The following is a 21,102-nucleotide window of genomic DNA, read 5'->3' as shown; positions in this document are numbered from 1 at the left end:
GCCGGTGCGAAGTATGACATGGACCGGAAATGTAGCAGTATTGCAACATTCCCGGTCTTGCTGGGGCCGACTATACCCTCAATCCAGCAGGATGCGCAGCATGCGGCGCAGCGGCTCGGCCGCGCCCCACAGCAATTGATCGCCGATCACGAAGGCCGAGACGTATTCCGGGCCCATGTTGAGCTTGCGCACGCGGCCCACGCCCACCTGCAGCCCGCCGGTGATGGCCGCCGGCGTCAGTTCCTTGACGGTGACGGCGTGGTCGTTGGGCACCCACTTGACCCAGGGGTTGCCGCTCTTGATGATGGCCTCGATCTCTGCCAGCGGCAGGTCGCGCTTGAGCTTGAGCGTCAGCGCCAGGCTGTGGCAGCGCATGGCGCCGATGCGCACGCACAGGCCGTCCACGGGGATGGTCTGCTCGGTGCCGAGGATTTTGTTGACTTCGGCCTGCCCCTTCCATTCCTCTTTGGACTGGCCGTTGGGCAGCTGCACGTCGATCCAGGGGATGAGCCCGCCGGCCAGCGGCGCGCCAAAGAATTCGGTCGGCACGTCCTCGCGGATGGCCTGGGCCACCTTGCGGTCGATCTCCAGAATGGCCGAAGCCGGGTTCGCCAAATCCTCGGCCACGGCCGCGTGGCAGACGCCCATGCCCTTGAGCAGCTCGCGCATGTGGTTGGCGCCACCGCCCGAGGCGGCCTGGTAGGTCATGGAGCTGACCCATTCGACCAGGTTCTCGCGGAACAGGCCGCCCAACCCCATCAGCAGGATGGAGTTGGTGCAGTTGCCGCCGATCCAGTTTTTGCCGCCGGCGGCCAGCGCCTTGCGAATCACATGCTCGTTGACCGGGTCCAGGATGATGACCGCATCCTGCTCCATGCGCAGGGCGCTGGCGGCGTCGATCCAGTGGCCTTGCCAGCCGGCTTCGCGCAGTTTGGGGAACACCTCCTTGGTGTAATCGCCGCCCTGGCAGGTGATGACGATGTCGCACTCGGCCAGCGAAGCGATGTCGTGTGCGTCGCGCAGCGTTTTGTGCGCCTTGGCCTGTGCCGGGGCCGGACCGCCGGCATTGGAGGTGGAGAAGAAAATGGGTTCGATGAGGTCGAAGTCGCCTTCGGCGATCATGCGATCCATCAACACCGAGCCGACCATGCCGCGCCAGCCGACCAGACCTACCAACTTGCTCATGTCAAACGCCCTTTCGTAGTGAAACAAAAACGGTCCAGACCAGACCTGTTTGCCCCGGCTCGTCTAGGCCAGGGAGGGCGCACGACGATACCGGAGCTGATTCAGCCCTGAATAATGGTCGTGGTTTTGGTGGAGATTGCGCGCACGGCCAAGCCTGCCGGTTGGGCGGCTTCGATGTTCAGGGTGAACGGGCGTGCGGCAAACATAGAACCATTGTATCGCATACGGGCTTGCCAAAGCCTGACAAGCCCGACAGGCACACCGCTGGGCTGTGGTGGTCAGCCCAGCGCCCGCACCACGGCATCGCCCATCTGCGCGGTGCCTACCCGGGTGGTACCTTCGCTCCAGATGTCCGGCGTGCGCAAGCCCTGGGCCAGCACGCGCTGCACCGCGGCTTCGATGCGGTCGGCGGCTTCGGGCTGGTTGAGGCTGAAGCGCAGCATCATGGCCGCGCTCAGGATGGTGGCCAGCGGGTTGGCAATGCCTTGGCCGGCAATGTCCGGCGCGCTGCCGTGGCTGGGCTCGTACAGGCCCTGGCCGCGCTCGTTGAGGCTGGCCGAGGGCAGCATGCCGATCGAGCCGGTCAGCATCGAAGCCTCGTCCGACAGGATGTCGCCGAACATATTGCCCGTGACGATGACATCGAACTTCTTCGGCGCCTTGACCAGTTGCATCGCCGCGTTGTCCACGTACATGTGCTCCAGCTCCACGTCGGGGTATTGGGCATGCACGTCGCTGACCACATCCTTCCAGAACTGGAAGGTTTCCAGCACATTGGCCTTGTCCACGCTGGTCACTTTTTTGCGCCGCTTGCGCGCGGCCTGGAAGGCGACGTGTGCGATGCGCTCGATTTCCGGGCGGCTGTAGCGCATGGTGTCGAAGGCTTCTTCGGCGCCGGGGAAGTGGCCGTCGGTGGCGGTGCGGCGGCCGCGCGGCTGGCCGAAGTAGATGTCGCCGGTCAGCTCGCGGATGATGAGGATGTCCAGGCCCGCGATCAGCTCGGGCTTGAGGCTGGAGGCGCCGACGAGCTGTTCGTAGCAGATGGCCGGCCGGAAATTGGCAAACAGACCCAGGTGCTTGCGCAGGCCGAGGATGGCTTGTTCGGGGCGCAGCGGGCGGTCGAGCTTGTCGTATTTCCAGTCGCCCACGGCGCCGAAGAGCACCGCGTCGCTGTCCATGGCCAGCTTCAGGGTGGATTCGGGCAGCGGATGGCCATGCTGCTCGTAAGCGGCGCCGCCCACCGGGGCGTGTTCCATCTCCAGGGGCAGGCTCAGCGCCTGCAGCACCTTGACCGCTTCGGCCACGATTTCGGTGCCGATGCCGTCACCGGGAAGTACTGCGATTTTCATGACACAAGGGGCGCGTCTGCGCCTGGGGGGCATACAACCACATCGGCAGGCCCCGGGCGGGGCGCCGACGACGAAAAAACGATCAGCCGACGAAGGTCCGCGCCAGCCAGGGTTTGGTGGCCAGGCGCTGCGCCTCGAAGGCGGCGATCTTGTCCCGGTGGCGCAGGGTCAGCCCGATGTCGTCCAACCCATTGAGCAGGCAATAGCGCCGGAAGGCGTTGACTTCGAAGGGGATTTCCTCGCCCTGGGGCTTGACGATCACCTGCCGCTCCAGGTCCACCGTCAGCCGATAGCCCGGGAACGCGTACACCTCATCGAACAGCTGGCTGACCGTGGATTCGGGCAGCACGATGGGCAGCAGCCCGTTCTTGAAGCAGTTGTTGAAGAAGATGTCGGCAAAGCTGGGCGCGATCAGGGCGCGAAAACCGTACTGCTCGATGGCCCAGGGCGCGTGCTCGCGGCTGGAGCCGCAGCCGAAATTCTTGCGTGCCAGCAGGATGGACGCCCCCTGGTAACGCGGCTGATTGAGCACGAAGTCCGGATTCGGCCGGCGCTCGCTCTCCGGCACGCCGGGCTGGCCCGGCTGATCCAGGTAGCGCCATTCGTCGAACAGATTGGGCCCGAAGCCGGTCTTGCGGATCGATTTGAGGAACTGCTTCGGGATGATGGCGTCGGTATCGACGTTCTCGCGGTCCATGGGGGCCACGAGGCCCTGATGCACGGTGAATTTCTGCATGGCTTATTTTTTCTTGGCGGCGTCTTCCAGCACCTGGCCGCCGCGTTGCACGTCTTTGCCGATCCCGGCCACGGTGTTGCAGCCGGTCAGCAGCAGGCTCAGGCTGGTCAGGATCAGGGCGATGGCGGTTTTCATGACAGTTCTCCTTTCAGACGAACGGGTCAGGCAAACTGACGGATGTCGACGAAATGGCCGTGGATGGCCGCGGCTGCGGCCATGGCCGGGGAAACCAGATGGGTGCGGCCGCCAGCGCCTTGGCGACCTTCGAAATTGCGGTTGCTGGTGGAGGCGCAGCGCTCGCCCGGTTCCAGCCGGTCGGCGTTCATGGCCAGGCACATGGAACAACCCGGCTCGCGCCACTCGAAGCCAGCGGCGCGGAAGATGTCATGCAGCCCTTCCCGCTCGGCCTGGGCCTTGACCTGCCCCGACCCGGGCACCACCATGGCCAGCTTGACATGGGGGGCCACTTTCTGGCCCAGCTTCTTGACCACCGCGGCGGCTTCGCGCATGTCCTCGATGCGGCTGTTGGTGCAGGAGCCGATGAACACCTTGTCCACATGGATGTCGGTCAGCGGCTTGCCGGGCTCCAGCCCCATGTAGGCCAGTGCCCGCTCCATGGCGTTGCGCTTGTTGGCGTCTTTTTCCTTGTCGGGGTCGGGCACGGTGGCCGTGATGGGCAGCACCATTTCGGGCGAGGTGCCCCAGGTGACTTGCGGCAGGATGTGCGCAGCATCCAGTTCCACCACGGTGTCGAACACGGCGTCCGGGTCGGAGTGCAGGGTGCGCCAGTAGGCCACGGCCTGCTCCCATTCCACGCCACCGACGAACTGGCCGGTTTGAGGGTCCACGCCCGGGGCCATCGGGCGGCCTTTGAGGTATTCGATGGTTTTGTCGTCCACCGCCACCAGGCCGGCACGGGCGCCAGCCTCGATGGCCATGTTGCACACCGTCATGCGGCCTTCCATGCTCAGCGCACGGATGGCGCTGCCGCCAAACTCGATGGTGTAGCCGGTCCCGCCGGCGGTCCCGATGCGGCCGATGATGGCCAGGACGATGTCTTTGGCCGTGCAACCGCGCGGCAACTGCCCTTCGACCTTGATGAGCATGTTCTTGGCCTTTTTGGCCAGCAGGGTCTGGGTAGCCAGCACGTGCTCCACTTCAGAGGTGCCGATGCCGTGCGCCAGCGCGCCAAACGCGCCGTGGGTGGAGGTGTGGCTGTCGCCGCAGACCACCGTCATGCCGGGCAAGGTGGCCCCGTTTTCCGGGCCGATCACATGCACGATGCCTTGCCGCTCGTTGAGGAAGGGAAAGTAGGCCGCGGCGCCGAATTCGCGGATGTTGGCATCCAGCGTGGTGATCTGTTCCTTGCTGATGGGGTCGGCGATGCCGTCATAACCCCGCTCCCAGCCCGTGGTGGGGGTGTTGTGGTCGGCGGTGGCCACGATGGAGCTGACGCGCCAGACCTTGCGTCCGGCCACGCGCAGGCCCTCAAACGCCTGCGGGCTGGTGACTTCGTGCACCAGATGCCGGTCGATGTAGAGGATGGCGGTGCCGTCCTCTTCGGTGTGGACGACGTGCTCGTCCCAGATTTTGTCGTAGAGGGTGCGTCCCATGGCAGGGTGTTCCAAGTCTCGATGCCGGCGCGGCCGGTCTGAGGATTCATTGTAGGCCAAGGCCCAAAAACAAGGCCCGCCGCTGGGGCGGGCCTGGACGCCGGCCGCATTCCCCGGGGAATGCGCAAGCGGGATCAGCGCTTGTTCAGCGGCGGCACGTCGCGGCGCGGCGAGCCGGTGAACAGCTGGCGCGGGCGGCCGATCTTGTACTCGGGGTCGCCGATCATCTCGTTGAGCTGGGCAATCCAGCCCACGGTACGGGCCAGCGCGAAGATGCCGGTGAAGAGGTTGACCGGGATGCCGATGGCGCGCTGCACGATGCCGGAGTAGAAGTCCACGTTCGGGTAGAGCTTGCGCTGCACGAAGTAGTCGTCTTCCAGGGCGATCTGCTCCAGCTTCTTGGCCAGGGCGAACAGCGGGTCGTTTTCCAGGCCCAGCTCGGTCAGCACCTCGTGGCAGGTTTCCTGCATCAGCTTGGCGCGCGGGTCATAGTTTTTGTAGACGCGGTGACCGAAGCCCATGAGCTTGACGCCGGAGGACTTGTCCTTGACCTTTTCGATGAACTCGCCGATCTTGGCCACGCCGCCGTTGGCCTGGATTTCTTCGAGCATGTTCAGGCACGCCTCATTGGCGCCGCCGTGCGAGGGACCCCACAGACAAGCCACGCCCGCGGCAATCGCCGCAAACGGGTTGGTGCCCGAGGAGCCGCACAGGCGCACGGTGGAGGTGGAGGCATTTTGCTCGTGGTCGGCGTGCAGGATGAAGATGCGGTCGAGCGCGCGTTCCAGCACCGGGTTGACCACGTATTCCTCGCACGGCGTGCCAAACATCATGCGCAGGAAGTTGCCCGCATAGCTGAGCTTGTTCAGCGGGTACATGTAGGGCTGGCCGATCTTGTACTTGTAGGCCATGGCCACCAGCGTCGGCATCTTGGCGATCAGCCGGATGGCGGCGATCTCGCGGTGCTCGGGGTTGTTGATGTCGGTGCTGTCGTGGTAGAAGGCCGACATGCCGCCGACCAGGCCGGTCAGCACGGCCATGGGGTGGGCGTCGCGGCGGAAGCCCCGCAGGAAGAACTGCATCTGCTCGTTGACCATGGTGTGGTTGATCACGAGCTTGTGGAAGTCGTTGCGCTGCTGTTCGTTGGGCAGCTCGCCCTTGAGCAGCAGGTAGCACACGTCGAGGTAGTCGCAGCTGGTGGCGAGTTGCTCGATCGGATAGCCGCGGTACAGCAGTTCGCCCTTGTCGCCATCGATGTAGGTGATGGCCGACTGGCACGAAGCGGTGGACAGGAAGCCGGGATCGTAGGTGAACATGCCGGTCTGCGCGTACAGCTTGCGAATGTCGATCACGTCCGGCCCGATGGTGCCGGCGTAGACCGGCAGTTCCACGCTGGGAGCGCCGTTGCTGAACGACAGGGTGGCTTTGTTGTCAACGAGTTTCATTCGTCTTCCTTGGTGAGGGTGGGCTTCAGTGGGGGCAGGGGCGTCCGCAGGAGCCCCAGCACTTCCACGACTTCTTCGCTGGCCAGTGGCCCCTGCGGTTCGGTCCGGCGCAACAACAGATCGAGCAAATCGTTGTCGGGCAGTTCCATCAGCGCATGCAGGGCCCGGGCCTGACGCACGGTGATGCCGGCTTCGTGCCGGGCAAAGAAACGCTCGATGAACAGGTCGTTTTCGAGCAGGCCACGGCGGCAGCGCCACTTGAGCTTGCTCAGGGCGCGGGCGTCGAGGAGGGCGCTGTCGTCCATGGCCAGGGGCGGTGTGCTCAGACCGAGCGCAGCACCATCATTTCTTTGATCTTGCCGATGGCCTTGGTGGGGTTGAGCCCCTTGGGGCAGACATCGACGCAGTTCATGATGGTGTGGCAGCGGAACAGCCGGTACGGGTCTTCCAGGTTGTCCAGGCGCTCGGCGGTGGCCTGGTCGCGGCTGTCGGCGATGAAGCGGTAGGCCTGCAGCAGGCCGGCCGGCCCGACGAACTTGTCCGGGTTCCACCAGAAGCTCGGGCAGCTGGTGGAGCAGCTCGCACACAGGATGCATTCGTACAGGCCGTTGAGCTCTTCGCGCTCTTCGGGCGACTGCAACCGCTCCTTCTCGGGCGGCTGGGTCTCGTTGATGAGGTATGGCTTGATCGAGTGGTACTGCTTGAAGAACAGCGTCATGTCCACGATCAGGTCGCGCACCACGGGCAGCCCAGGCAGGGGCTTGAGCACGATGGTCTCGGGCAGGGTGCGCAGGTTGGTCAGGCAGGCCAGCCCGTTCTTGCCGTTGATGTTCATCGCGTCGGAGCCGCAGACGCCTTCGCGGCAGGAGCGGCGGAAGGAAATGGTGGGGTCCACTTCCTTGAGCTTCATGAGCGCGTCGAGCAGCATGCGCTCGGTGCCCGACAGCTCGACCTCGATGGTCTGCATGTAGGGCTTGGCGTCCTTGTCGGGGTCGTAGCGGTAGATCTTGAAGGTGCGTTTGGCCATCTTGTGCTCCTGTGGGCGGGGCGTGTCAGAAAGTGCGGACTTTCGGGGGCACGGAATCCACCGTCAGTGGCTTGAGGTTGACGGGCTTGTAGGTCAGCGAGTTGTCGGCGCTGTGCCACAGGGTGTGCTTCATCCACTCCTTGTCGTTGCGGCCCAGCGGGAACTCGGCGTCATCGGCCGGGCGCTCGTAGTCCTTGACGGTATGGGCGCCGCGGCATTCCTTGCGGGCAGCGGCCGAGGTCATGGTGGCTTGCGCGGCTTCGATCAGGTTTTCCACCTCCAACGCCTCGATGCGCGCGGTGTTGAACACCTTGGAGGTGTCTTTCAGGCCAATGTGGGCCACACGCGCGCGCAGGGCGTTGATCTTTTGCACGCCCTCGTCCATGCTGGCCTGGGTGCGGAACACGCCGGCGTGCTGCTGCATGGTCGAGCGGATGTCGTTGGCCACGTGCTGGGCGTATTCACCGTTGGGGTTCGATTCCAGTCGGGCCAGCCGGGCCAGTGTTTTGTCGGCGGCGTCCTTGGGCAGGTCTTTGTGCTCGGCCTTGGGGTCGATGTGGGCCACGATGTGGTTGCCCGCGGCACGGCCAAACACCAGCAGGTCCAGCAGCGAGTTGGTGCCCAGGCGGTTGGCGCCGTGCACGCTCACGCAGGAGCATTCGCCCACGGCGTACAGGCCGCCGACCACCTTTTGGCCGCCGTTGCCGTCGGGCACCACGACCTGGCCGTTGATGTTGGTCGGGATGCCGCCCATCTGATAGTGGATGGTGGGCACCACCGGGATGTCTTCCTTGGTGATGTCCACGTTGGCGAAGTTGACGCCGATCTCGTACACCGAGGGCAGGCGCTTGTGGATGGTCTCTGCGCCCAGGTGGCTGAGCTTGAGCAGCACGTAGTCTTTGTTGGGGCCGCAGCCGCGCCCTTCCTTGATTTCCTGGTCCATGCAGCGGGAGACGAAGTCGCGCGGGGCCAGGTCTTTCAGGGTGGGTGCGTAACGCTCCATGAAGCGCTCGCCGTTGCTGTTGAGCAGGATGGCGCCTTCGCCGCGGCAGCCTTCGGTCAGCAGCACGCCGGCGCCGGCCACGCCGGTCGGGTGGAACTGCCAGAACTCCATGTCCTGCAGCGGGATGCCGGCGCGCGCGGCCATGCCCAGGCCGTCGCCGGTGTTGATGAAGGCGTTGGTGGAGGCGGCGAAGATCCGGCCGGCGCCGCCGGTGGCCAGCAGCGTGGTCTTGGCTTCGAGGATGTACACATCGCCGGTTTCCATCTCCAGCGCGGTCACGCCCACCACGTCGCCTTCGCTGTCGCGGATCAGGTCCAGCGCCATCCACTCGACGAAGAAGGTGGTGCGGGCCGCCACGTTCTGCTGGTACAGCGTGTGCAGCATGGCGTGGCCGGTGCGGTCGGCGGCGGCGCAGGCGCGCTGCACGGGTTTTTCACCGTAGTTGGCGGTGTGGCCGCCGAAGGGGCGCTGGTAGATGGTGCCGTCGGGGTTGCGGTCGAACGGCATGCCGAAGTGTTCCAACTCGTACACCACTTTCGGGGCTTCGCGGCACATGAACTCGATGGCGTCCTGGTCGCCGAGCCAGTCCGAGCCCTTGACGGTGTCGTAGAAGTGGTAGTGCCAGTTGTCCTCGCTCATGTTGCCGAGCGACGCGCCAATGCCACCCTGGGCCGCCACCGTGTGCGAGCGGGTGGGAAACACCTTGGACAGCACGGCCACGTTGAGGCCGGCGCGGGCCAGTTGCAGCGAGGCGCGCATGCCGGAGCCGCCGGCGCCCACGATCACGACGTCAAAGCGACGACGGGGCAGGGAAGAAGTGGTCGACATGAATCAGAGCCTCCAGAGCACTTGGAATGCCCAGCCGGCGCAGCCCACCAGCCAGACGATCGTGAACACATGCAGGGCCAGGCGCAGGCCCGCGGGTTTGACGTAGTCCATCCAGATGTCGCGCACGCCGACGAAGACGTGCCACGTCAGCGCGATGACGACGGCGAAAGTCAGGAACTTCATCCATTGGGCGGCGAAGATGCCGGCCCAGGTTTCGTAGCCGATGGGGCCGCTGGTGAAAATCAGCTGTGCCAGCAGCACGAGGGTGAACAGCGCCATGAGGGCGGCGGTGACGCGCTGCATCAGCCAGTCGCGGGTGCCGTAGTGGGCGCCGGTGACGACGCGCTTGGAGCCGTAATTGACGGACATGGTGTGCTACTCCGGTTGAATCAGTACAGGCCGAACAGCTTGGCGCCGAGGATGACGGTCAGCCCCAGGCTCAGCACCAGGGTGACGACGGCCGACGATTTGCCGAATTCCTTGGTCACTTTGTGGGTGGCGTCCATATAGAGATGGCGCACGCCGGCGATGAAGTGGTGCAGGTAAGCCCAGATCAGGCCCAGCACCACCAGCTTGACGAACCAGCCCGGCACGAAGCCGATGCCGGCCACGAACGCCGAGGTGAAGCGCTCGAACGACAGTTCCGAGGACAGCGAGGTGTCGAACATCCAGATGATGAAGGGCATCAGCAGGAACATCAGGGCGCCGCTGACCCGATGCAGGATGGAGACCCAGCCCGCCGCCGGCAGACGGTAGGTGGTCAGATCCTTGAAGGCGTTGATGTTGCGGAACTCGGGCCGCTTTTTGCTCAGATCTGTCATGAAAAAGACCTCGGTTGGACGAGAGAACGGGGGTTTTTGACCGGCGTGTGAATGTGCAGGAAAACCCTGACGAAAAACTGTCGCATTCTATTGCAACGCAACATTCATGACTGTGTTGTTCAGGAATGCATGTGGCGCTTTCGTGGGCTTGGGCGAGGGTCAGCTCAGTTCGTTGCGGTAGTGGTGCCGGTCGGTGCGGTATAGCCCGCGGCGCAGCTCCATCGGCACATCGTTGTAGGTATAGGCCACCCGTTCGACGCTCAGCAGCGGGGTGTCAGGGGGGACGGCCAGCAGTTCGGCGGCCTGGGCGTCGGCCCCGACGGCCTTGATCTTTTCTTCGGCGCGCACCATGCGCACGCCGAATTGCGATTCGAACAGCGCGTACATGGGGCCCTGGTGTTGGGCCAGGGTGTCGAGCGTCAGCCCCTTGAAGGGGCCGCCGGGCAGCCAGAGGTCTTCCAGGATGGTGGGCACGCCGTGGAAGGACAGCACCCGGCTGACCTGGATCAGGGCATCTCCCGCGCGCAGGCCCAGGGGGGCGGTGATGTCCGCGGTGGCGCGCTGCCGGCGGCAGCTCAGGATGCGGCGCGCCGCCGGCCCTTCGCTGTCGAGCGTGCCGGTGTCCGGGTGCAGGCGCAAGAAGCGGTACTGGATGTGCTGCTCCGCATGGGTGGCCACGAACGTGCCCTTGCCTTGCCGGCGCACCAGCAAGTTGTCGGCCGCGAGTTCGTCGATGGCCTTGCGCACCGTGCCCTGGCTAACCCGATAGCGGGCGGCCAGCTCCATTTCGCTGGGGATCAGGTCGCCGGGCTTCCACTCGCCGCTTTGCAGGCTTTGGAGGATGAGCGACTTGATCTGTTGATACAGCGGGCTGAAGGCCGGCGTGGGCAACACGGCGCCAGCGCCTTCGCTCGGAGGCGGGGTCGGGGTGGCGGCGTCGGAAAGCGGTGGAGGGTTCATGGGTCTGCCAATCATATCTTATATAAGACATAAGACAAATTGACGGTTCAGGGTTTACCAGAGTACACTCGACAAGATTTCCTTTTCTTCAACCGTTCCTTTTTGGAGTGTCTTCATGAGCAAGAAGCCCGTTCGCGTGGCCGTCACCGGTGCGGCTGGCCAGATCGGTTATGCCCTGCTGTTCCGCATCGCCTCCGGCGAGATGCTGGGCAAGGACCAGCCCGTCATCCTGCAACTGCTGGAGATCCCGGACGAGAAGGCCCAGAAGGCGCTCAAGGGCGTGATGATGGAACTGGAAGACTGCGCCTTCCCGCTGCTGGCCGGCATGGAAGCCCACAGCGATGCCAAGGCGGCGTTCAAGGACACCGACTACGCCTTGCTGGTGGGTGCCCGTCCGCGCGGCCCGGGCATGGAGCGCGCCGATCTGCTGGCCGCCAACGCCCAGATCTTCACCGCCCAGGGCAAGGCGCTCAACGAGTCGGCCTCGCGCAACGTCAAGGTGCTGGTGGTGGGCAACCCGGCCAACACCAACGCCTACATCGCGATGAAGAGCGCCCCGGACCTGCCGCGCGAGAACTTCACCGCCATGCTGCGGCTGGACCACAACCGCGCACTGAGCCAGATCGCCGCCAAGACCGGCAAGCCCGTGGCCTCGATCAAGAAGCTGTGCGTGTGGGGCAACCACTCCCCCACGATGTACGCCGACTACCGCTTCGCGACCATCGACGGCGCCTCGGTCAAGGACATGATCAACGATCACGCCTGGAACAAGGATGTCTTCCTGCCCACCGTGGGCAAGCGCGGCGCCGCCATCATCGAGGCCCGCGGCCTGTCCTCGGCCGCCTCGGCCGCCAACGCCGCGATCGACCACATGCGCGACTGGGCCCTGGGCACCAACGGCGAATGGGTGACGATGGGCGTGCCTTCCAACGGCGAGTACGGCATCCCGAAGGACGTGATGTTCGGCTACCCGGTCACCTGCGAAGGCGGCAAGTACAAGATCGTCGAAGGCCTGCCGATCGACGAGTTCTCCCAGGGCTGCATCGACAAGACCCTGGCCGAGCTGCTGTCTGAGCAGGACGGCGTCAAGCACCTGCTGTAAACCGGGGCGCGCGCATGCATCCTCGCGACGTGTTGCTGGGCGCACAGGCTGGCGCGGTGGCGCTGCCGGTGTGCGACCATTACAGCGGCGTGGAGGCGCGCATGCGCAAAAGCCTGGCCCTGCAGACCGAATGCATGGAGCGCTTTGGCGCCTGTGTGTTCGACGTGACGCTGGACTGTGAAGACGGCGCCCCCGTCGGGGGTGAGGCCGAGCACGCCGCGCTGGTGGCCGAACTGCTGACCGGCCTGCCGGCCGATGGCCCCGTGGCGCGCCGCGTGGGGGCCCGGGTCCACGCCGTGGATCACCCGGCCTTCGAGGCGGATGTGGCCACCATCGTCACCCGCGCGGGCGATCGGCTGGCCTACCTGATGATTCCGAAAGTGGAGTCGGCGCACGACGTGGCCCGGGCCGTGGCGGCCGTGGACGCGGCCGGCGGCAGCCATCTGCCGCTGCATGCGCTCATCGAGTCGGCGCTGGCCGTGCACCGGGCGTTCGAGATCGCGGCCCATCCGCGCATCGAATCCCTGAGCTTTGGCCTGATGGATTTCGTCTCGGCGCATGGCGGCGCCATCCCGGCCGAAGGCATGGGCGTGGCGGGCCAGTTCCACCACCCCCTGGTGCTGCGGGCGAAGTTGGAGATTGCCAGCGCCTGCCATGCCCACGGCAAGGTGCCTGCGCATGGCGTGGTCACCGAATTCCGCGATGTGGCAGCGCTGCGCCAGGCGGCGCGGCGGGCGGCCCGCGAGTTGGGCTACACCCGCATGTGGAGCATCCATCCCGATCAGATCCTGCCGATCGTCGAAGCGTTTGCCCCTGATGCCGAGGAGGTCGAGCGTGCCGGCGAGATCATCGCGGCCGCCCATGCGGCAGAATGGGCCCCGATTTCGCACCGGGGGCAGTTGCACGACCGGGCCAGTTACCGGTATTTTTGGCAAGTGCTGGAGCGCGCGCACCGCACTGGACGTACGTTGCCCGCCGGCATTTCGTGTTTTTTCGATTCGGGCGTCGCCCAGAGGAGTTGAACATGCCAAATCGGGAACGCCTTTACCGCTGGCTGGGCCAAGGCACCTTGGGTGTTTGCGCCTTGCTGGCGGCTGTGGCCTTGCATGCCCAGGCGGCCAATCGACAGGTGCCCACGGTGCAGGCGCCCGCGCCTGCCGACGGCCCGCTGACCGAGCGCGAGCTGGCCATCGTGCCCAAGGTGTACGTCGGGCTCAAGCAGTGCGAGCTCGGGCGCTCCGTGCGCATCGAGCCCGATGCCGATGCGCCGGGCTACTTCCACCTCACCATGGGTCAGCAGCGCTTCCGGGTGCGGCCGGTGGAAACCACCACCGGCGCCGTGCGCCTGGAAGACCGCGCCCAGGGCGCGGTCTGGATCCAGTTGCCCAACAAGTCCATGCTCATGAGCCAGCGCCAGGGCCGCCGCCTGGCCGACGAGTGCGCCAATGCCGTGCAGCGCGCCGCCGCCGAGGCCATGAAGGCCAATCCCTCTCCCCATCTGCTCGACGTGGCCCAGAGCCCGCCGCGTTGAGCGTTTCTTGATGCCCCGTTTTTTTGGAGCCCATGATGTTGCAAGCCTACCGTGAACATGCCGCCGAGCGCGCCGCGCTGGGCATTCCCCCGCTGCCGCTGGATGCCAAGCAGGTGGCCGAGTTGATCGAGCTGATCAAGAACCCGCCGGCCGGCGAGGAAGCCTTCCTGCTGGACCTGCTGACCCACCGCGTGCCGCCCGGCGTGGACGACGCTGCCAAGGTCAAGGCCAGTTTCCTGGCGGCCGTGGCCCATGGCGATATTCAAGTCGGCCTCATCAGCAAGGCCAAGGCCACCGAACTGCTGGGCACCATGGTGGGCGGCTACAACGTCAAGCCGCTGATTGACTTGCTGGACGACGCCGAGGTGGCCGATGTGGCCGCCGCAGGGCTGAAGAAGACCCTGCTCATGTTCGACGCCTTCCACGACGTGGCCGAAAAGGTCACGGCCGGCAATGCCAAGGCCAAGGAGGTGATGCAGTCCTGGGCCGATGCCGAGTGGTTCACGTCGCGCCCCGAAGTGCCGCGCAAGATCACGGTCACCGTCTTCAAGGTGCCCGGCGAAACCAACACCGACGACCTCTCCCCCGCCCCGGACGCCTGGAGCCGCCCGGACATCCCGCTGCATGCGCTGGCCATGCTCAAAAACAAGCGGCCCGACGCACCCTTCGAGCCCGAGGAAGACGGCAAGCGCGGCCCCATCCAGTTCATCGAAAACCTCAAGAAAAAAGGCCATCTGGTGGCCTACGTGGGCGACGTGGTGGGCACCGGCTCCAGCCGCAAATCGGCCACCAACAGCGTGATCTGGCACACCGGCGAGGACATCCCCTTCGTGCCCAACAAGCGCTTCGGCGGCGTGACGCTGGGCGGCAAGATCGCCCCCATCTTCTTCAACACGCAGGAAGACTCCGGCTCGCTGCCCATCGAGGTGGACGTCAGCAAGCTGGAGATGGGCGACGTCATCGACATCTACCCCTACGACGGCAAGATCGAGAAGAACGGCGCCGTCGTGGCTACCTTCGCGCTCAAGAGCGAGGTGCTGCTCGATGAGGTGCGTGCCGGCGGGCGTATCAACCTGATCATCGGCCGCTCCCTCACCGGCAAAGCGCGGGAGTTCCTGGGCTTGCCGGCCTCCACCGTCTTCCGCCTGCCCAAGGCCCCGGTGGACAGCGGCAAGGGCTTCACTTTGGCCCAGAAAATGGTGGGCCGTGCTTGCGGTTTGCCCGTGGTCAATGGCAACCAGCAAGGCATCCGCCCCGGCACCTACTGCGAGCCCAAGATGACCACCGTCGGCAGCCAGGACACCACCGGCCCGATGACCCGCGACGAGCTCAAAGACCTGGCCTGCCTGGGCTTCAGCGCCGATCTGGTGATGCAGTCGTTCTGCCACACCGCCGCCTACCCCAAGGCCGTGGACGTGAAGATGCACCGCGAGCTGCCGGCCTTTATCAGCAGCCGCGGTGGCGTCAGCCTGCGCCCGGGCGACGGGGTGATCCACTCCTGGCTCAACCGCCTGCTGCTGCCCGATACCGTCGGCACCGGTGGCGATTCGCACACCCGCTTCCCGATCGGCATCTCCTTCCCGGCCGGCTCCGGGCTGGTGGCTTTTGCCGCCGCCACCGGCGTCATGCCGCTGGACATGCCCGAGTCGGTGCTGGTGCGCTTCAAGGGCCAGATGCAGCCGGGCGTGACCTTGCGCGACCTCGTGCATGCCATCCCGCTGTACGCCATCAAGCAGGGGCTGCTGACCGTGGCCAAGCAAGGCAAGAAGAACATCTTCTCCGGGCGCATCCTCGAGATCGAGGGCTTGCCCGATCTGAAGGTGGAGCAGGCCTTCGAATTGTCCGACGCCTCGGCCGAGCGTTCGGCGGCCGGCTGCACGATCAAGCTCAACAAAGAGCCGATCATCGAGTACCTGCAGTCCAACATCGTGTTGATGAAGAACATGATCGCCGATGGCTATCAGGACCGCCGGACGCTGGAGCGCCGCATCAAGGCCGTCGAAGCCTGGCTGGCCAAGCCCGAGCTGCTGGAGGCCGACCCGGACGCCGAGTACGCCGCCGTGATCGAGATCGACCTCAACGAGATCAAGGAGCCCATCGTCTGCTGCCCCAACGACCCGGACGACGCCAAGTTCCTTTCTGAAGTGGCGGGCACCAAGATCGACGAGGCCTTCATCGGCTCGTGCATGACCAACATCGGGCACTTCCGCGCCGCGGCCAAGCTGCTCGGTGGCGCGCGCGACATTCCGGTCAAGCTGTGGGTGGCGCCGCCCACCAAGATGGACCAGAACGAGCTGATCAAGGAAGGCCACTACGCCACCTTCGGCACTGCAGGCGCGCGCACCGAAATGCCGGGTTGCAGCCTGTGCATGGGCAACCAGGCCCAGGTGCGCGAAGGCGCGACGGTCATGTCCACCAGCACCCGCAACTTCCCCAACCGCCTGGGCAAGAACACCAACGTGTTCCTGGGGTCGGCGGAGTTGGCGGCGGTCTGCTCCAAGCTCGGCCGCATCCCCACCCTGGCCGAATACCACGAGGCCATGGGCATCATCAACAAGGACGCGGCCAACGTGTACCGCTACATGAACTTCGACCAGATCGAGGAGTATGCGGAAGTGGCCAAGGGCGTGACGGTCTGAGGCCTGTCTCGTCCGGTTTCCATGGCGGCCCTTCGGGGCCGTTTTTTTTTTGCATCATTGTTAACGTTTTGTTGCGATCGATGGCCGGCGACGGCGGAACTTGTCCCAGACAAAACGGGCCAGTGTGGCGTTGCCCACCTGGGTGACGTCACATGGCTGGCCAGCCTCACCTTCATCGTTGTGTCACCTGCAAACCTGAGGAGTTGAGTCATGAAAAAAGCATTGATCGCGACCGCCTGCGCCGCCGCTCTGGGGCTGAGCGCCTTGCATGCCAAGGCATCCACCATCGTCGAGACGGCTGTCCAGGCTGGGCAGTTCTCCACGCTGGTCAAGGCCATCGAGGCCGCCGGGCTGGTGGACACGCTCAAAGGCGAGGGCCCGTTCACCGTGTTTGCCCCCTCCGATGAAGCATTTGCCAAGCTGCCCGAGGACAAACTCAATGCCCTGCTGGCCGACAAAGAGGCCCTGACCAAGGTGCTGACCTACCACGTCGTGCCGGGCAAGGTGATGTCCAGCGACGTGCAGGCCGGCGAGGTCCAAACCAAGGCCGGGCAGGCCATCACGCTGCGCACCGAAGGGGGTGTGCAGGTCAACGACTCGCGCGTGGTCAATGCCGATATCACCGCCAGCAACGGCGTCATCCACGTGATCGACAGCGTGCTGCTGCCCAACTGATCTTGGTCGACATGAGGCGCGGGCTCCTCGCCCCGGGAGCCCGTGCTGCTACATTGGTGGGCATGAGCCAGCGCATCGGTCTGAATGACGAATTCTTCGCAGCCGTCGAGTCCGTGCCGACCCTGGAAGAGGCGGTGGACACGTCGCGCCATGCCGATGTGCCTGGGGACTGGTGGGTGGTGATTGCCGACATCGCCGGCTCCACCGAAGCCATTGCGCGGGGCCAGTACAAACAGGTCAACACCGTGGGGGTGGCCTGCATCGCGGCGGTGCTCAACCTCGACCGTTCCCTGGCGCTGCCTTACATGTTTGGCGGCGATGGGGCCACCCTGGCCATTCCCGACAGGCTGCGTGCGCGGGCGGAAGCGGCGCTGCGCGGGGCGCAGCGCATGGCGCGGGACGCGTTTGGCCTGGTCTTGCGCGTGGGGCTGGTGCGCGTGAGTGAACTCCAGGCACAGGGAATGCGGGTTCGGGCCAGCAAAGTGAGGCTCTCGCCGCAAGTGGACTTGCCCGTGCTCTCGGGCCGAGGCTGGGAGGAGGCGGAGCGACGCACCAAGGCCGGCGAGGCCGTGTGCTTGCTGGATGCCGATGCGGAACCGGCCGAAGCCGACTTCTCGGGGTTTGAATGCCGCTGGCAGAACGTGCCGGCGCGCAAGGGGGTCAAGCTCTCGCTCATCGTGCTGGGCCGTTCGCCGGATCCGCTGCTCAATCAGCAAGCCATCCGAGAGACCTTGCAGAAAGTCAGCGAGATGGTGGGGGACGACGCCGCTTCGCACCCGCTGGACCTGGCCGGCTTGCGCATCCACTTCGGCCGCTTGGGCCTGACGGTGGAGCCGCGTGTGCGCACCTGGGGGCAAGGCGCGTGGGCGCGTTGGCGGTATGTGGGGCATCTGCTCTTCGTCAATCTGGCGGCCCTGTATGTGTTTTTCAAATACCGGCGCCAACCCGATACGGTGTGGGGACGCTACCGGCGGGATCTGATACGCCAGAGCGATCGGCGCAAATTCGACGGCGCCTTGCGCATGGTGCTCGATGCCAGCGCCGAACAGGTGGCGAGCCTGCGCCAGTGGCTGGAGGCGCAGCGCCGGGCCGGGCGGCTGGTGTACGGGATGCACCAGTCTGACGCGGCCCTGATCACCTGCATCGTGCACAGCTATGACGGGCGGCATGTGCATTTCGTCGATGGCGCCGATGGCGGTTATGCCTTGGCCGCCCGTGAATTGAAGGCCCAGCTGCAAGACGTCCGTCGGACTTGAGCGCACGCCACGGCAAAAACACCGACAATTCGGGGATGCTCAAAGCCCCTGAATTGCTGCTGCCTGCCGGCTCGCTGGAGAAAATGCGTGCCGCCTACGATTTTGGCGCCGATGCGGTCTATGCCGGTCAGCCCCGCTACAGCTTGCGCGCGCGCAACAACGAATTCCGCCTGGAACAACTGGCCCAAGGCATCGCCGAGGCCCATGCCCGCGGCAAGAAACTGTTCGTCACCAGCAACCTGATCGCGCACAACGACAAGGTGCGCACGTATCTGCGCGACATCGAGCCCATCATCGCGCTGCAGCCCGACGCCCTCATCATGGCCGATGCGGGCTTGATCATGCAGGTGCGCGAGAAGTGGCCCGAGGTGCCCATCCATCTGTCGGTGCAGGCCAACACCACCAACTGGGCCGCGGTCAAATTCTGGCAGAAGGTGGGCATCAGCCGCATCATCCTGTCGCGCGAGCTCAGCCTGGACGAAATCGAGGCTATCCGCCAAGCCTGCCCGGACATCGAGTTGGAGGTGTTCGTCCACGGGGCGCTGTGCATTGCCTACTCGGGGCGCTGCCTGCTTTCGGGCTACTTCAACCGCCGCGACCCGAACCAGGGCACCTGCACCAATGCCTGCCGCTGGGAATACGGGACCCAGGCGGCGGCGGAAGACCCGGTGACGGGCGAGGCTGTGCCGGTCCAGCGCATGGGGGGCGATTTCGACTTCGCCCAGGCCCGCACCGACGCCGAAACCGCGTTTTCCACCTGCGGCAATGGCCAGCGCCACCCCGCGGCCGACCGGGTGTACCTGATCGAAGAAAAGGCGCGGCCCGGCGAGCTCATGCCCATCATGGAGGATGAGCATGGCACCTACATCATGAACTCCAAGGACTTGCGGGCGGTCGAGCACGTGGAGCGGCTGTGTCGCATCGGGGTCGATTCGCTCAAGATCGAAGGCCGCACCAAGAGCCTGTACTACGTGGCTCGCACGGCCCAGGTGTATCGCCGCGCCATCGACGATGCCGTCGCTGGCCGCCCCTTCAACCCCGAGCTGCTGCTGGAGCTCGAAGGGCTGGCCAACCGGGGCTACACCGGCGGCCTGCTGGAGCGCCGTCCCGCGCAGGATTACCAGAACTACGTCAGCGGCCATTCCGAGCTGCACCGCAGCCATTTCGTGGGCGAGGTGCGTGGCGTGCGTGCCGATGGCTGGGCCGAGGTGGAAACCAAGAATCGCTTTGCCGTGGGTGACCGCATCGAGGTCATTCACCCCAGCGGCAACCGCATCGTGCGCCTGGAGGCGATGCAAACCCTCGATGGCGAGCCGGTGCAAGTTGCCCCGGGCAGCCCGGTGCGGGTGTATGTGCCTCTGGGCCAGCCGGTGCAGGGCGCCTTGCTGGCGCGCTTGCTGGAGCCGGTGGCGGCGTGAGGTGTGGCCAGGCTCAGTCGGTGCGGTCCGTGCGGCGGCGCGCTGGTGGGTGGGTTTCGTAATAGCGCGCCTTGTCTTCGTACATGGCGCGGTCGGCCGCCTGTAGGGTGGCTTCGAGCGAGGCGCCGCGCGGGCACACCGCCATGCCCATGGAAAAACTCAAGGCCTTACCCGGGTAGAACTGGTTGTTGAGTTCCAGCACTTGGCGGATGTGCTCCATCACCGCGCGGGCGCCTTCTTCGTCCGTGGCAGGCAGTAGGATCGTGAATTCATCGCCACCGATGCGTGCTGCGCAGCCCGGGGGGTCCACGGCCTTGTTGAGCACTTCGCCGGCGCGGCGCAACAGCGCGTCGCCAGCGGTGTGCCCGCCTTCGTCGTTGGCGATCTTCAGGCCATTGAGATCGACCGCGATCACGGCCACCGGCCATGGCCCTTTGCGGTTGAGACGGGCCGTTTCCTCGACGAAGTAGGCCCGGTTGCGCAGCCGGGTCAGCACATCGTGCTTGCCCAGGTATTCCAGATAGGCTTCGGCTTTCTTGCGTGCGGTGATGTCCACCAGCGAGACCAGCACCATGCCCCAGTCATGCAGGTGCTCTTCCAGGATGGCGAACTGCATGTGCACGTGCAGCGCATCGCCGTTGAGGTTGTAGTTCACCACCTCGCGTTCCTGGGTGTATTTGCCATTCCACAGGTCGATGAGCTGGGCGGCAAAGGGCTCTTCCATGTCGTCGCGGAACACCTGGTCCAGTCGCCGCAGCAATTCGGCCTTGTCGGCGGCGCCAAACATGCGCAGGGTCTGGCGGTTGACGTCGATGACCCGGATTTCCTGCATGCAGCGCTTGATGAATTCGGGGTGCACTTTGAGGAACACCGGGAAGTCCTCGATGCCGCGCGCCCGCACGTCGTCGATGAGCAGCTTGACGGCCCGGAAATCCTCTACCCAGAGCGAGACGGGTGAGCGCTCGAACAGGTCGCGGGCATACTGTTCGCTGTCGTGCAGCTCACGCTCGGCCCGCACGCGGGCGGTGATGTCTTCCAGAGACACCAATACCCGGTCCCAGCGGGCTTCGTGCCCGGGCAGCACCCGTCCGCGGATGAGCACGTCCAGCCGTTGCCCGTCGAGGGTGTAGTTGACGGTCTGGTTCTCGAATACCGTCTGGCCGCTCCAGATGGCCACCAGCTCGCGGATGGCCGTCTCGTGCATGTCGCCGCGAAAGATCAGCCCCAGCGAGGCGAGCAGTTCGTCTTGCGAGCGGGCATGGAACAGCTCCAGCGTGCGCCGGTTGACCTTCAGCACGCGGTAGCGGGCCGTGCATTCGGCCACCCGCTCGGGCTGTTCACGCAGGTAGGCGGCCAGGTCGACCACGCCAGCGGCCCGCCAGCGGTCAAACAGATCGATCAACTCGCTGTAGTCTTCCAACCAGAGCGATACAGGGGCCAGATCGAACACATGCTCGAAGGCGGTGTCCGAGGGCGGGAGCGCGATGGGCAGGTCGGTGGGCATGATGACGTCA

At 65.4% G+C, this 21,102-nt stretch carries 20 protein-coding genes; 7 read left to right on the top strand and 13 right to left on the bottom strand.

What is annotated here, in order from left to right; translation table 11 throughout:
• Nucleotides 1-78: 78 nt before the first annotated feature.
• From asd to DFR43_RS08800, 12 genes are all read right to left on the bottom strand, one after another.
• A complete protein-coding gene (gene asd / locus DFR43_RS08855; RefSeq protein WP_133597784.1) occupies nt 79-1,185 on the bottom strand; it encodes an aspartate-semialdehyde dehydrogenase in 1,107 nt (368 codons plus the stop codon).
• A 278-nt stretch (nt 1,186-1,463) separates the two neighbouring features.
• Nucleotides 1,464-2,534, bottom strand: coding sequence for a 3-isopropylmalate dehydrogenase (leuB, locus tag DFR43_RS08850; protein WP_133597782.1), 1,071 nt, complete (start codon nt 2,532-2,534; stop codon nt 1,464-1,466).
• A gap of 82 nt (nt 2,535-2,616) precedes the next feature.
• The gene (gene leuD, locus DFR43_RS08845) at nt 2,617-3,270 is read right to left on the bottom strand and encodes a 3-isopropylmalate dehydratase small subunit (RefSeq protein WP_133597779.1); all 654 of its coding nucleotides are present in this window, start codon (nt 3,268-3,270) and stop codon (nt 2,617-2,619) included.
• Nucleotides 3,271-3,273: 3 nt separating this feature from the next.
• A complete protein-coding gene (locus DFR43_RS08840; protein WP_133597777.1) occupies nt 3,274-3,405 on the bottom strand; it encodes an entericidin A/B family lipoprotein in 132 nt (43 codons plus the stop codon).
• Between the two features lie 26 nt (nt 3,406-3,431).
• Entirely contained in the window at nt 3,432-4,883 is a 1,452-nt protein-coding gene (gene leuC, locus DFR43_RS08835; RefSeq protein ID WP_133597775.1) for a 3-isopropylmalate dehydratase large subunit, read from the bottom strand.
• A 134-nt stretch (nt 4,884-5,017) separates the two neighbouring features.
• Complete coding sequence (locus DFR43_RS08830) at nt 5,018-6,328, bottom strand: citrate synthase (protein ID WP_133597774.1); 1,311 nt, start codon at nt 6,326-6,328, stop codon at nt 5,018-5,020.
• Complete coding sequence (locus DFR43_RS08825; RefSeq protein ID WP_133597772.1) at nt 6,325-6,633, bottom strand: FAD assembly factor SdhE; 309 nt, start codon at nt 6,631-6,633, stop codon at nt 6,325-6,327. The genes DFR43_RS08830 and DFR43_RS08825 overlap by 4 nt, the downstream gene beginning before the upstream one ends.
• A gap of 17 nt (nt 6,634-6,650) precedes the next feature.
• On the bottom strand, nt 6,651-7,355 hold the full coding sequence (locus DFR43_RS08820) for a succinate dehydrogenase iron-sulfur subunit (protein WP_133597770.1): 705 nt from the start codon (nt 7,353-7,355) through the stop codon (nt 6,651-6,653).
• A gap of 25 nt (nt 7,356-7,380) precedes the next feature.
• A complete protein-coding gene (sdhA, locus tag DFR43_RS08815) occupies nt 7,381-9,186 on the bottom strand; it encodes a succinate dehydrogenase flavoprotein subunit (RefSeq protein ID WP_133597768.1) in 1,806 nt (601 codons plus the stop codon).
• 3 nt (nt 9,187-9,189) lie between these two features.
• Nucleotides 9,190-9,555: a succinate dehydrogenase, hydrophobic membrane anchor protein gene (gene sdhD, locus DFR43_RS08810; RefSeq protein WP_133597767.1), complete on the bottom strand. Its 366-nt coding sequence runs from the start codon at nt 9,553-9,555 to the stop codon at nt 9,190-9,192.
• A gap of 20 nt (nt 9,556-9,575) precedes the next feature.
• On the bottom strand, nt 9,576-10,007 hold the full coding sequence (sdhC, locus tag DFR43_RS08805) for a succinate dehydrogenase, cytochrome b556 subunit (protein ID WP_133597764.1): 432 nt from the start codon (nt 10,005-10,007) through the stop codon (nt 9,576-9,578).
• Between the two features lie 159 nt (nt 10,008-10,166).
• On the bottom strand, nt 10,167-10,967 hold the full coding sequence (locus DFR43_RS08800; RefSeq protein ID WP_133597762.1) for a GntR family transcriptional regulator: 801 nt from the start codon (nt 10,965-10,967) through the stop codon (nt 10,167-10,169).
• A 115-nt stretch (nt 10,968-11,082) separates the two neighbouring features.
• Between DFR43_RS08800 and DFR43_RS08795 the strand changes: the two genes are divergently transcribed.
• From DFR43_RS08795 to trhP, 7 genes are all read left to right on the top strand, one after another.
• On the top strand, nt 11,083-12,069 hold the full coding sequence (locus DFR43_RS08795; protein ID WP_133597760.1) for a malate dehydrogenase: 987 nt from the start codon (nt 11,083-11,085) through the stop codon (nt 12,067-12,069).
• A 14-nt stretch (nt 12,070-12,083) separates the two neighbouring features.
• Entirely contained in the window at nt 12,084-13,091 is a 1,008-nt protein-coding gene (locus DFR43_RS08790; protein ID WP_133597758.1) for an HpcH/HpaI aldolase/citrate lyase family protein, read from the top strand.
• 2 nt (nt 13,092-13,093) lie between these two features.
• On the top strand, nt 13,094-13,600 hold the full coding sequence (locus tag DFR43_RS08785; protein WP_133597756.1) for a hypothetical protein: 507 nt from the start codon (nt 13,094-13,096) through the stop codon (nt 13,598-13,600).
• A 35-nt stretch (nt 13,601-13,635) separates the two neighbouring features.
• Nucleotides 13,636-16,239, top strand: coding sequence for a bifunctional aconitate hydratase 2/2-methylisocitrate dehydratase (gene acnB / locus DFR43_RS08780; RefSeq protein WP_133597868.1), 2,604 nt, complete (start codon nt 13,636-13,638; stop codon nt 16,237-16,239).
• A 210-nt stretch (nt 16,240-16,449) separates the two neighbouring features.
• Complete coding sequence (locus tag DFR43_RS08775; protein WP_133597754.1) at nt 16,450-16,914, top strand: fasciclin domain-containing protein; 465 nt, start codon at nt 16,450-16,452, stop codon at nt 16,912-16,914.
• Nucleotides 16,915-16,976: 62 nt separating this feature from the next.
• Nucleotides 16,977-18,170, top strand: a complete 1,194-nt coding sequence (locus DFR43_RS08770; protein WP_164499721.1) for a DUF3095 domain-containing protein — start codon at nt 16,977-16,979, stop codon at nt 18,168-18,170.
• Between the two features lie 35 nt (nt 18,171-18,205).
• Nucleotides 18,206-19,588 (top strand): prephenate-dependent tRNA uridine(34) hydroxylase TrhP, encoded by a 1,383-nt coding sequence (gene trhP / locus DFR43_RS08765; protein ID WP_133597750.1) that lies wholly within the window; start codon nt 18,206-18,208, stop codon nt 19,586-19,588.
• A 13-nt stretch (nt 19,589-19,601) separates the two neighbouring features.
• On the opposite strand, the gene DFR43_RS08760 is transcribed toward trhP, so the two are convergent.
• Nucleotides 19,602-21,092 (bottom strand): sensor domain-containing diguanylate cyclase, encoded by a 1,491-nt coding sequence (locus DFR43_RS08760; protein WP_133597866.1) that lies wholly within the window; start codon nt 21,090-21,092, stop codon nt 19,602-19,604.
• Nucleotides 21,093-21,102: the final 10 nt, after the last annotated feature.

The organism is Tepidicella xavieri, assembly GCF_004363315.1.
Taxonomy (GTDB): domain Bacteria; phylum Pseudomonadota; class Gammaproteobacteria; order Burkholderiales; family Burkholderiaceae_C; genus Tepidicella; species Tepidicella xavieri.
This window is presented reverse-complemented; position numbering and strand designations above follow the sequence as displayed.

What these genes read in the sequence shown, in the direction of transcription:
- DFR43_RS08790 (WP_133597758.1), top strand. Translation starts at nt 12,084, where the DNA reads ATGCATCCTCGCGACGTGTTGCTGGGCGCACAGGCTGGCGCGGTGGCG.
- asd (WP_133597784.1), bottom strand. Translation starts at nt 1,185, where the DNA reads ATGAGCAAGTTGGTAGGTCTGGTCGGCTGGCGCGGCATGGTCGGCTCG.
- DFR43_RS08830 (WP_133597774.1), bottom strand. Translation starts at nt 6,328, where the DNA reads ATGAAACTCGTTGACAACAAAGCCACCCTGTCGTTCAGCAACGGCGCT.
- leuB (WP_133597782.1), bottom strand. Translation starts at nt 2,534, where the DNA reads ATGAAAATCGCAGTACTTCCCGGTGACGGCATCGGCACCGAAATCGTG.
- DFR43_RS08840 (WP_133597777.1), bottom strand. Translation starts at nt 3,405, where the DNA reads ATGAAAACCGCCATCGCCCTGATCCTGACCAGCCTGAGCCTGCTGCTG.
- DFR43_RS08775 (WP_133597754.1), top strand. Translation starts at nt 16,450, where the DNA reads ATGAAAAAAGCATTGATCGCGACCGCCTGCGCCGCCGCTCTGGGGCTG.
- sdhA (WP_133597768.1), bottom strand. Translation starts at nt 9,186, where the DNA reads ATGTCGACCACTTCTTCCCTGCCCCGTCGTCGCTTTGACGTCGTGATC.
- DFR43_RS08820 (WP_133597770.1), bottom strand. Translation starts at nt 7,355, where the DNA reads ATGGCCAAACGCACCTTCAAGATCTACCGCTACGACCCCGACAAGGAC.
- DFR43_RS08760 (WP_133597866.1), bottom strand. Translation starts at nt 21,092, where the DNA reads ATGCCCACCGACCTGCCCATCGCGCTCCCGCCCTCGGACACCGCCTTC.
- sdhC (WP_133597764.1), bottom strand. Translation starts at nt 10,007, where the DNA reads ATGACAGATCTGAGCAAAAAGCGGCCCGAGTTCCGCAACATCAACGCC.
- DFR43_RS08785 (WP_133597756.1), top strand. Translation starts at nt 13,094, where the DNA reads ATGCCAAATCGGGAACGCCTTTACCGCTGGCTGGGCCAAGGCACCTTG.
- sdhD (WP_133597767.1), bottom strand. Translation starts at nt 9,555, where the DNA reads ATGTCCGTCAATTACGGCTCCAAGCGCGTCGTCACCGGCGCCCACTAC.
- DFR43_RS08795 (WP_133597760.1), top strand. Translation starts at nt 11,083, where the DNA reads ATGAGCAAGAAGCCCGTTCGCGTGGCCGTCACCGGTGCGGCTGGCCAG.
- trhP (WP_133597750.1), top strand. Translation starts at nt 18,206, where the DNA reads ATGCTCAAAGCCCCTGAATTGCTGCTGCCTGCCGGCTCGCTGGAGAAA.
- DFR43_RS08800 (WP_133597762.1), bottom strand. Translation starts at nt 10,967, where the DNA reads ATGAACCCTCCACCGCTTTCCGACGCCGCCACCCCGACCCCGCCTCCG.
- DFR43_RS08825 (WP_133597772.1), bottom strand. Translation starts at nt 6,633, where the DNA reads ATGGACGACAGCGCCCTCCTCGACGCCCGCGCCCTGAGCAAGCTCAAG.
- leuD (WP_133597779.1), bottom strand. Translation starts at nt 3,270, where the DNA reads ATGCAGAAATTCACCGTGCATCAGGGCCTCGTGGCCCCCATGGACCGC.
- DFR43_RS08770 (WP_164499721.1), top strand. Translation starts at nt 16,977, where the DNA reads ATGAGCCAGCGCATCGGTCTGAATGACGAATTCTTCGCAGCCGTCGAG.
- leuC (WP_133597775.1), bottom strand. Translation starts at nt 4,883, where the DNA reads ATGGGACGCACCCTCTACGACAAAATCTGGGACGAGCACGTCGTCCAC.
- acnB (WP_133597868.1), top strand. Translation starts at nt 13,636, where the DNA reads ATGTTGCAAGCCTACCGTGAACATGCCGCCGAGCGCGCCGCGCTGGGC.